Origin of the sequence: Sphingobium sp. D43FB (genome assembly GCF_002312805.1) — a bacterium.
GTDB lineage: Bacteria > Pseudomonadota > Alphaproteobacteria > Sphingomonadales > Sphingomonadaceae > Sphingobium.
In genome coordinates, this window is sequence record NZ_NMUA01000011.1 from 144,339 (window position 1) to 154,813 (window position 10,475).

Here is a 10,475-nt window from a genome sequence, read left to right on the forward strand (position 1 = left end):
GACATTGGAGTTCTATAAATGTCCGATAATATCGACACCCGCGTCACCCCGTCTTTCCACCCCGATACTGTGCGCGCGATTGACGCATACGACGATGATACCGCCAGCGTTCTTGCGGGGACCGAGGCGGCGTTCACCGAAGCCTATATCGGTGTCGGGCGCGTCCACGATGCCCGTGAAGCTGCCAAGACCAATCCGACTTGGAACGAGGCGCAACAGGTCATCCAAACGGCGGATTTTGCAGACAAGCTGACCCTACAGCTTGCGAAGCGCTTCGACAGTGCCAGCGCTGGTCTGACCCGCGTGATTGAAGGGCTTGAGCGCGACCTGTCCCAACCCATTGAGGGGCGCGGCGTCGGTGCCATGTCAGCGGAGATTCGCGCTTACGTCAAAGGGCTGCCTGAAGGTCAGCAGATGGGCTTTATTCGCAATGCGATTGAAGCGGGTGACGAGCGCACGGTGGGCGCGGTGCTGGGCGGTGTTCCCTACCTGTCCGGCATCACCCCTGAGATGCAAAACGTGCTGATCCGGCTCCATCACGAAAAGACGAACCCTCGTGCTGCCAAGCAATTGCGGGCGGCGAAGGCGGGACTTGAATTGCTCGGCGAACGCGCAGGCTTGCTTTTCGGTCAAATGGAACAGGCTGTGGGCGCAAAGCAGGCCAAGGTTCAAAAGCTCCGTGCCGCAAAGGCGGCGGCTGAAAAGTCGTTCGTGGTTTGAACCATCCAATCAGATTGATTTGAGGCTGCTCTATCATGGACCCGAATCTCACCCCTCCGTGGCGACAAGGCTGGGAGCCAGCGCCACCCCCGGAGCCGAAGCCGACGCCAGGACCGCCGGGGAACCCCAAATGGGTAAAGGGCATGAAAAGTCCCAACCCGGCGGGCCGTCCCCCCGGTAGCACCGCCCAATCCAAGCTGGTCCAACGCATGTTGGAGAACGCGGACGGGATTTTGGACGTAATCATTGAGAAGGCGCTTGCTGGCGACAGCAACAGCGCCAGTTTGATTCTCAGCCGTGTCACCCCCTCGCTCAAGGCTGTGGCGCGCCCGGTCGAATTTGATTTTGACCCGGAGGCACCTGTTTCCCGTCAGGTGGAAATGGTGATCGCGGCAATCGCGGATGGAAGCGTCCCGGCTGACATTGGCAGGCAGGTCATCGACGCCATCTCAAATCTCGGCTCGATGCGAATGCAAGAAGACCTTGAGGCCCGGATTGCGGTGTTGGAGGCGGCGAGCGGTGCCAGAGCGTAAACTGCAATTATTTGCACTTCGGTTGGAAAAGGCGGCGATGCGAACGACCCGCCCGACCAATCCCATTGTGGGGGCACGGCATGACGACGAAGCACTTGAAAGCTGACATATCGCTGGCGGAGCGCCGCCGCATGGAGCGGGACCAGTGGGCGAAGATTCGCGCTGCACTAGCACCCCGTCACTTCGCTGCGATGGAGGAGGAGCAGGCAATCACTGCCTTCTGGTTCGCCCATGCCCTTGAAGCTGGACCGCGCATCCGCGCAATTCTGGCGAGCATGGGTTGCGATCCGGTATCGGTGTCTGTCCCCGTGGTCGCTGCGGAGCCTGACCCCGTCGCGCCCGTGCCCGTGTCCGTGCCTGAACCGCTGCCCGTCCGTGCTGGTGCGCCGGACCTGCCCTTTGATCTGCGCCAGCGCTTCGGACTGCAATAACCAGTGGCGGGCATCCGGGCATTGCAGAAGCGGATGGCGCGGTTGGAGGATGCAGGGAAGCCGAAGCCGTCGCTTATCTCGCTTTGGTATGGTTCGTTTGACGCTTGGGTAGAGCGCGAGGTGTTGCCGGGGGTGGAGAGCGGAGCGCTTGCCGCTGACGACATGGTTGAGGTGGTCGCTGCCCTTCGCAGTTGGGAGGGTGTTGCATATGCCCGCTGACGGTGCGCCCGCGTGGCTACTAGCGTGGCAGGAGCAGCAGCGTCAGCCCCGGCCTGCGCCACCTGCTCCATCTGCGCCTGCACCAAAGCGCCCTGCTGGCAATCCAAACTGGCGTAAGGGGATGAACAGCCCGAACCCGGCAGGTCGTCCGCGCGATCCCCTAGTGGCGCTCCGCATGAAGGGACAAGCTGCCGCCATTGGCATCATCGAGCCGGAGCCTTGGCCGTTTGACGGGTGCGTGCGCCGGGAGCCGGTTACGGATGTGGATATTCCCGACCGTGTGGTCAGAAAAGTGGGCTGGCATCGCTGCCTCAAGTGCCGCCGCCCATTTTTCTCAGAGGACGTTCTGCGCTTGCGGCTGTGCAGCGGCGCACAAGGATGCAGGGGAGACGAGGACAGATTCAGATAGCGCGGCGGTTCCATTTTGACGCCGCGCCGGGGTTAAGGACACCGACCCCCGAGCCATAACATCGGGTCCAGCAGCGGGGACGGGTTCTTCTCCCGCCTGACGCTGCCAGCACCCTGCGCCTTCGGGCGTGGGGTGCTGCTATGAGTGGGGCGTCCGCTGCCAAGGCAAGTTGACTCGCGGGGCGCAACCTTTCAACTATTGTGAGTTAAGCGGCGTGGTCAGGGGGGAGTTTGGTTGACACATTCGAAAGTAAGGTTGGTGCTGCCAATGACGCTTCTGGCTTCGCTCGCGGCATGTGGTTCATCTCCATCGGAGGAGCGCGCGCCTGATGCGGTCGATGACGCCTATCGTGTTTGCTCAGCGATGACGGCCACAAACCTAGTCAGTAAGTGCGACGTTAGCGGTTGGAATTCGTCTGTGGACGTTCGGATCGATACCAATGCACGGGAAGCAATTGAGATGTGCAAGTCCTCAGTCGCGCTCGTTTCGCAGTATACTCCGAGGCTTTCGGGGCGCTGGAAGTTACGGATTTTTTCGCCCTTTAGTGGCGAAAACGTGCTTGCTGAGTGCCCATTCTAGGCGAAGGGACGCCAGTGCCTTAGTGTCCACAATAGCGGTCTTAGGCGATCATAGTAAGATTCTGGTGCTGGACGCTGGTAGCGCCCCCGGGCGTGAGGTGCTGCGATGAAGGGGGAATCGCGAGAAGTCGCAGGCTGTCGGCGGCGCTGTTAGACATGTGCTAGACGACGCTAATTGGTGTCGCTGCTAGATGCAGCGACGCTTACTTAACCCATTGCTTTTGCTGGTAATTTTGGTCGGGACGAGAGGATTCGAACCTCCGACCCCCACACCCCCAGCCCGATTAAACGCGCCCAGAGCGCCTCCTATAAGTAAATGTAAATATGCATTTTTCTTAGAAACACCGTAGTTTTTCGGGAATGAGTAGCTTGCGCTGATGGTGCAAATGTTCCTATTATGTTCATGCTCGTTCCACGGATTTGCACCACCAGTGCACCACCGGGGATTTTGGATCGAAGGACCTGATTATGCGCGTCGCACTCACCCGTGACTTCGTAAAGAAGATCGCCGTCACCGGGAAGCAGATCGATTATCGTGACACCCGACTGAAGGGCCTGGTACTCAGAGTCACGCCAAGCGGAGTAAAGTCTTGGTACTGCGAGTACGCCCGCGGAAAGCGGATTTGGCTCGGGCGCGCGGATGCAGTTGGATACTCCGAAGCCAATGATGCTGCGCAAGCGATAATGTCCGACTTCTATCGAGGCATCGATCCCGCCGAGGCCCGGAAACCGCCAATCGAGGTTCCGACGCTCGAAGCCTTTCTCGATGGTGATTACGCGACATGGGCTCGCGCAAATCAACGCGCTCACGTGCAGAACCTCGCGCGGCTCAAGACCGCATTCAAGGGACTGCTCAGCCGAAAGCTGGACGCTGTCACGGCGCTCGACATTGAGCGGTGGCGCGGCGGGCAAGTGGAGCGGGGCCTTAGCCACGAAACGATCAATCGTGACATCTCATCGATCAAGGCTTGCCTTAACCGCGCAGTCGATTGGGAAGTGCTCGATCGGAATCCGCTGGAGAAAGTGAAAAAGGCTCGGACGGATGACCGCATAAAGGTGCGATATCTGACTGAGGTAGAGGAAAACCGCCTGCGCACTGCGTTGGATGCCAGGGAAGAGCGGCGCAGGTCTGAGCGTGATTCCGCCAATGCTTGGCGCAAGTCGCGGGAGCACGAACTCCTGCCGGATCTTCGTGACGTAGCATTCACAGACCATCTGAAACCGCTGGTCCTCCTGTCGATCAATACAGGTGCCAGACGCGGTGAGCTGTTTGATCTGTGCTGGGAAAACGTCGACATCGACAGGCGCATTTTGACAGTGAGCGGGGCGACCGCAAAATCGAAGCGGACCCGCCACATCCCACTGAATAGAGAGGCGACGGTCGTGCTCGCATCATGGCGCAAACAGACGGGGAGGCGTGAAGGCCTGCTGTTCGTCAATGACGACGGGAACCGCTTCGATCGGGTCAACACATCCTGGCGCCGGCTCCTAAAAAACGCGGCCATCACCGACTTCCGCTGGCACGACATGCGGCACCACTTTGCGTCGAAGCTGGTGATGGGAGGTGTCGATCTCAACACGGTTCGCGAACTCCTTGGCCACAGCGACTACTCCATGACCCTTCGATATGCCCACCTTGCGCCTGAGCATAAGCTTAAGGCCGTGGAGGTACTCGATCGCTAGTCGAGCTCTTGTTGTGAATCTGAGGGGATGATGTCCCAGGGCGTGGTGTAGCTGGGTGTTGAGGTGGTCACCGTGATTTCCGGATAGGTTTGGGTTGGAAGACTCGAACCTGATGGAAGGAACCACGATGACCGATCCCATGATGCACCTGCGCTTGCTGGTCGAGAAGACCCCGGACGCCGATATTTTGCGCGACATGATCTCGTTTGCCGCCGAGCGGTTGATGGAGATGGAGGTCGGCGGCCTGACCGGTGCGGCATACGGCGAGAAGTCACCCGCCCGGCTCGTCCAGCGCAATGGCCACCGTGAGCGTGACTGGCAGACCCGGGCCGGGACCGTCGAGCTGCGTATCCCGAAGCTACGCAAGGGAAGCTACTTCCCCGGCTTCCTCGAGCCGCGCCGGATGGCCGAGAAGGCACTGACCGCGGTGATCCAGGAGGCCTATATCCAGGGCATCTCGACGCGCTCGGTCGACGATCTGGTCAAGGCGCTGGGCATGGACGGCATCTCCAAGAGCCAGGTCAGCCGTCTGTGCGAAGATATCGACGAGCGCGTTCATGCCTTCCTCGACCGGCCGATCGAGGGCGACTGGCCCTATCTGTGGATCGACGCCACCTATGTGAAGGTCCGCCAGAACGGCCGGATCGTCTCGGTCGCGGTGATCGTTGCGGTCGGCGTCAACAGCGATGGCCGCCGCGAGGTGCTCGGCATGGATATCGGCCCCTCGGAAGCCGAACCCTTCTGGACCGCCTTCCTGCGCAAGCTTGCCCGGCGGGGACTGCGGGGTGTGAAGCTGGTCATCTCGGACGCCCATGAAGGCATCAAGGCCGCCGTCTCCAAGCTGCTGTGCGCGACATGGCAGCGCTGCCGCGTCCACTTCATGCGCAACATCCTCGCCCATGCCGGCAAGAGCGGCAGGCGGGTCGTCTCGGCCTTTATCGGCACGGCCTTCGCGCAGGAGACCGCCGAAGCGGCCAGCCAGCAGTGGCGCGCCGTCGCCGACCAGATGCGGCCCAAGCTCCCCAAGCTCGCCGCGCTGATGGACGATGCCGAGCCCGACGTGCTGGCTTACATGACCTTCCCCAGGGAGCACCGTGCCAAACTCCACAGCACCAATCCCATCGAGCGCCTCAATGGCGAGATCAAGCGCCGGACCGACGTCGTCGGCATCTTCCCCAACGAAGCGGCCATCACCAGACTCGTCGGCGCCATCCTCATGGAACAAAGCGACGAATGGGCCGTCCAGCGGGCTCGCTACATGACGCTTGAAACCATGGCCCCGCTCAGCGATAATCCCATCATCATGCTCTCGGCAGTGCCCGGAACATGACCGGCTCACACTGACGCCGGAATAAGCGGGGACCGACCCCAGCTACACCACGCCCTGGGACATCATCTCTGAGGGTCGGACGATCGAATCGTTCCGGGCGCACGATTATCTCAAGGAGTTAGGTTGGCGAGAGGTTAGGGCCTCAAGCTTCAGGTAGCATCCTAGGTAGCTTTTGAGGCTGTTCCCTCTCGCGACGCATGGGAAGCTTTAATGTTCAGAATTGCCAATGCCGCATGACATTTCGCACATAGGTGGGGGTCTCGCCATTAAGCGGAATCCCCCCAGCACGTTCGACTGCACCGGGGCCTGCGTTGTAAGCAGCGAGAGCCAGATGCACCACTCCGAACTTGTCGAGCATCTGCCGCAAGTAGCGCGCGGCTCCTGATATGTTCGCAATCGGATCGAAACGGTTAGCCACACCCAGATCGCGCGCTGTGCCGGGCATCAGTTGGCCAAGACCCGCTGCACCAGCCTTGCTTACTGCAAGGGGATTATATCGGGATTCGGTCCAGACGAGGGCATCGAGCAACCCGGTTGGAAGGGAGTATCGATTCTCTGCGGCGTAAACGTGCCGCAGGTAGGTGGCCCTGCGAAACCCCGATGGAGCAGGCGTCGCGGATCGTGTTTTCGGTGGTTGGAAGGGGGCGTTGCCTGACGCAACGGCGGGTCGGGCAGGTTCACGGCCAGTTGCCGCCGCCGCCCAGACCCCATGGGTGACAAGTTGGAACCCGCTGGCATTCTCATCGACTCGATAACCACCGGGCAAGGGTGGTTCTGGTGCAGGCACTTCTTGCGCCAGCCCTATGGAAGCAAAGGACACACTCGCTGCGATCAACGCAGCCGCTAAAGGTTTTCTGGTCACAGGCGATTCCTTCTCTAGCCGAATCATCTGAGAACATATAAAGAACATGTGTTGTAGGAAAACGCATTGTAATGGGCGCAGAGCGGAGGCTGCGCGGTGGAGGCATGTTGGACTGGAGATAGCCCATGCCCCGTACCCGAATGCCGGAACGCCTGGAAAAGCGTGCCCGAGAAATCGTTGAAGCCCTTGATGGCACCTGGTCGCGGTCACGCGGAATGTGCTGTTGTCCTGCACATGATGATCGCACGCCGTCGCTCAGCGTCACCATCGGCGTTCGCGCGATCCTGTTCCACTGCTTTGCCGGATGCTCGAACGAGGCGGTCCTGGCGAGCCTGGACCGGATTGGCGTCAAAGCAGCCGAACTCTTCGACGGGAGAGGGGAGCCGATTGCGCCGCTGACCCGAGATGACGTCGTCAACCAGAACGCCCTCAGACTTTGGCGGGCGGCCTCGGCCTTGTCGGACAGCCCGGCACAGACCTATCTTTCGGGCCGCCAGATCAGGATGTTCTCGCCAGACCTGCGCTACCACGCTCGAACACCGCTTGGTCCCAAGGGAGCAGTCCGGTTCATCCCTGCCATGCTCGCCGCTGTTCGCAACGATGAGGGCATACTCGCGCTTCACCGCACATTCCTTGAGCCGAAGACTTCCCGGCTTGCGCGTTTCGATGGCCCAAAGCGCGCCCTGGGTAGTCTTGGTTCCGGGGCTGTCCGGTTAGCCATGCCGCGCGGCGGCAGGCTCGGGCTAGCCGAGGGCATTGAAAGCGCGCTTTCAGCCCAGCAGCTCTTTGGGATCCCGTGTTGGGCGACACTCGGCAATGAGCGGTTTGGCCTGGTGACCATTCCTGAAAGCGTGCGCGAACTCCACCTGTTCATCGATCACGATGCCGGCGGCAACCTCGCCGAAGAGCGCGCCCGCGAGGCTTATCAATGTGAGGGGCGCCGGATCGTGCCGAGGCGCCCCGGGAAGGAAGGCGATGACTGGAACGATGTTCTGACGGCGCGAGCCATGGCGGGTGCCTGAGCAGGTCCAGAGGAGAGTGGGCTTTGGGGCTTTTGAGGCCTGCAAACGGATTGGGTCTCGTCAGGAGGTCCTATGTCCAATTTGTCACCCGCGTTTGCCTTTCCAATCTCACCCGAGCCTTTGGTCCTTACGGCAGCAAGATCGCTCGCAGCCCGCCTTGATGTCGGCGAGGTCATCACGCGTCCCATCCTCAACTCCGTTCTGACTGAGCAGTTCGGCGGCAGCGATGCTGATGCCCGCTGGTCGGTCCGCGATGCCCATGCCGCGCTCGAATTCGCGCAAGTCCTTTGGTTGCAGGGGAACTCGAAGCTCAGTCCGTCATCACCGTCCGAAACAGCCAGGGACGTCTTTGACCGGCTCGAAGCCCAGTTGCCGAGCCAGACTGTGCGAAGCGAAGAGCAAATCGAACTGCAGCAGTTCGCCACACCGCCGTACCTGGCCTGGCTTGCTGCACGCGCTTGCGCCTTCGGCGCATCCGAGGTGTCGCTCGAACCATCTGCCGGCACGGGGATGCTGGCGGTGTGGGCCGAGGCCGCTGGTGCCCGTCTTGCCTTGAATGAAATCTCGCCGCTCCGCCGTGAATGCCTTGCCAGCCTGTTTCCGGAAGCCGCAATTTCCGGCCATGACGGTGAGCTGATCGACGAGTTGCTCGATCCCAATCTTGCCCCCAGCGTTGTCCTCATGAACCCGCCCTATTCGCATGGAGTCGAGCGCGGGGCTGATGGGCGAACGGGCGGCCGGCACCTGCGCTCGGGCTGGAAGCGGCTGGTGGCAGGCGGCAGGCTCGTTGCTGTGATGCCCGAGTGGTTCGATCTGCATCGCTTTGTTTCGGGCACGACCGGTCCTATCGCTGTGCGCCTCAATGCCCGGATCGAACGCGCTTTCGTGCGCTCGGGCACCTCGATCACGACCAGGCTTATCGTCCTCGACAAGACCCTGCCGAGCAACGATCCCGTTGCGGCGACCACATCCACGCTTTCCGGGCTGTGTGACATCATCGATGCTCTTCCGCTGAGGGAGACCGATCAGTTCCCGGCGGAGATGCCGACGAGGCCGCAGGGAGCTCTGCTGAGCCTCGTAACTGGCGGAATCAGCCTGCGTCCAGTTCCACCTGCTCGCGCAAGTGCCGCGACGGACATTGTCCCATGCACCTTCGAGGCCTTGACCGAACCCGCGCCGATCGCCGAGCAGGTCGGGCACTATCTGCCCTATCGGCCAAGCCGCATATTGATCCCGGATGCCGCCGATCATCCAACACCGCTCGTCGAGTCCGTAGCCATGGGTTCCATCACCGCGCCAATCCCGACACAAGTGCCCTTGCTGCCTTCTGGCGTCATCGCCAAGGGACTGCTCTCTTCGGCGCAGGCAGAAACACTGATCTATGCGGCCAGTGCTCATGCGCGCGATCTTCCGGGCAGGTTCGCGCCGGAAGACAAAGGCTGCATCCTCAAACCCAGCGCCGAAGGTCATGCCTATCGTATGGGATACTTCCTCGGCGATGGCACCGGGGCTGGGAAGGGGCGCCAGGTCGCCAGCGTCATTCTCGACCGCTGGGTGCGCGGTGAGAAACGCCATATCTGGATATCCAAGAACGAAGCCCTGTTGGAGGATGCACGGCGCGACTGGTTGGCCTTGGGAGGCCTGCCCATCGACATTCAGCCGCTCGGTCAATGGAAGCTCGGCACGAAGGTTTCGATGCGGGAAGGTATTCTCTTCGTCACCTATCCGACCCTGCGCTCCGGCAGGAGCGATGCCACGCGTCTCGACCAGATCATCGAATGGGCGGGTGAACATTTCGGCGGGCTGATCGTCTTCGATGAAGCGCACGCCATGGCCAATGCCGCCGGCGGTGAGGGTTCGCGTGGCCGTGTCAAAGGTTCGGAACAGGGCATCGCCGGCGTGCGCCTGCAGAACCTGCTGCCCCGCGCCCGAGTGCTCTACGCCTCCGCGACCGGTGCCTCGGACGTCAACAACCTCGCCTATGCAACGCGCCTGGGACTCTGGGGGCCGGAGACCGCCTTTGCCAACCGCGAAGCTTTCGTGGCCGATATCCGCGATGGCGGCATCGCTGCGATGGAACTGGTCGCGCGCGATCTCAAATCACTCGGCCTCTACACCGCGCGTGCCTTGTCTTTCGCGGGCGTCGAATACGACATCCTCGAGCATTGCCTCACAGAGGGCCAGATCGCGGTTTACGATGCCTACGCCGAGGCCTGGGCAGTGATCCATACCAACCTGCGCGAGGCGCTCGAGGAAACCCGCATCGTCGATCAGGACAGCGGCAACACGCTCAACAGCGGTGCCAAGTCGGCCGCGCTGTCGATTTTCGAGGGAACCAAGCAGCGCTTCTTTGCCCAGCTCCTCCTCTCGATGAAGTTGCCGAGCCTGATACCGGCAATCGACGCGGCGCTAGCGGATGGACATGCCGCGGTCGTCCAGCTGGTTTCGACCGCTGAGGCCATGCTCGATCGCCGCCTTGCCGATCTTTCCGATGAGGAACGCGAAGACTTGGAAATCGATCTCAGTCCCCGCGACTACGTGTAATGTTGAGCTCAACATTAGACATATTCTTTGCAGTCGCAGTTTATGTCGAGCGTGGCGGCGGGAGGCGCAGGTTTCCTTCGGTTTTCCATGATTTCACTCCAGATAATTGCCTGACAAGGTTGAATGCTGGGGCCGTTAGGATTG

General features: G+C 61.2%; 8 protein-coding genes. 7 read left to right on the forward strand and 1 reads right to left on the reverse strand.

Going from position 1 to position 10,475, the window contains the following annotated elements; translation table 11 throughout:
* The first annotated feature begins 18 nt into the window (after positions 1 to 18).
* The 5 genes from SxD43FB_RS11775 to SxD43FB_RS11800 all read left to right on the forward strand — a co-directional run bounded on the left by SxD43FB_RS11775 (position 19) and on the right by SxD43FB_RS11800 (position 5,903).
* Positions 19 to 720: a hypothetical protein gene (locus SxD43FB_RS11775; RefSeq protein WP_096062328.1), complete on the forward strand. Its 702-nt coding sequence runs from the start codon at positions 19 to 21 to the stop codon at positions 718 to 720.
* Positions 721 to 863: 143 nt separating this feature from the next.
* A complete protein-coding gene (locus SxD43FB_RS11780; RefSeq protein ID WP_255245694.1) occupies positions 864 to 1,253 on the forward strand; it encodes a hypothetical protein in 390 nt (129 codons plus the stop codon).
* An 80-nt stretch (positions 1,254 to 1,333) separates the two neighbouring features.
* Positions 1,334 to 1,684, forward strand: coding sequence for a hypothetical protein (locus tag SxD43FB_RS25245; RefSeq protein ID WP_096062330.1), 351 nt, complete (start codon positions 1,334 to 1,336; stop codon positions 1,682 to 1,684).
* A gap of 1,674 nt (positions 1,685 to 3,358) precedes the next feature.
* Positions 3,359 to 4,573: a tyrosine-type recombinase/integrase gene (locus SxD43FB_RS11795; RefSeq protein WP_141249504.1), complete on the forward strand. Its 1,215-nt coding sequence runs from the start codon at positions 3,359 to 3,361 to the stop codon at positions 4,571 to 4,573.
* A 127-nt stretch (positions 4,574 to 4,700) separates the two neighbouring features.
* Positions 4,701 to 5,903, forward strand: coding sequence for an IS256 family transposase (locus SxD43FB_RS11800; RefSeq protein ID WP_096062347.1), 1,203 nt, complete (start codon positions 4,701 to 4,703; stop codon positions 5,901 to 5,903).
* Positions 5,904 to 6,117: 214 nt separating this feature from the next.
* Here SxD43FB_RS11800 and SxD43FB_RS11805 read toward each other — a convergent pair whose 3' ends face one another.
* Positions 6,118 to 6,765, reverse strand: a complete 648-nt coding sequence (locus SxD43FB_RS11805; RefSeq protein WP_096062348.1) for a lytic transglycosylase domain-containing protein — start codon at positions 6,763 to 6,765, stop codon at positions 6,118 to 6,120.
* A 125-nt stretch (positions 6,766 to 6,890) separates the two neighbouring features.
* Between SxD43FB_RS11805 and SxD43FB_RS11810 the strand changes: the two genes are divergently transcribed.
* Both SxD43FB_RS11810 and SxD43FB_RS11815 read left to right on the forward strand, forming a co-directional pair.
* The gene (locus SxD43FB_RS11810; protein WP_255245695.1) at positions 6,891 to 7,787 is read left to right on the forward strand and encodes a toprim domain-containing protein; all 897 of its coding nucleotides are present in this window, start codon (positions 6,891 to 6,893) and stop codon (positions 7,785 to 7,787) included.
* A gap of 72 nt (positions 7,788 to 7,859) precedes the next feature.
* The gene (locus SxD43FB_RS11815; RefSeq protein ID WP_096062333.1) at positions 7,860 to 10,331 is read left to right on the forward strand and encodes a strawberry notch-like NTP hydrolase domain-containing protein; all 2,472 of its coding nucleotides are present in this window, start codon (positions 7,860 to 7,862) and stop codon (positions 10,329 to 10,331) included.
* Positions 10,332 to 10,475 lie beyond the last annotated feature (144 nt).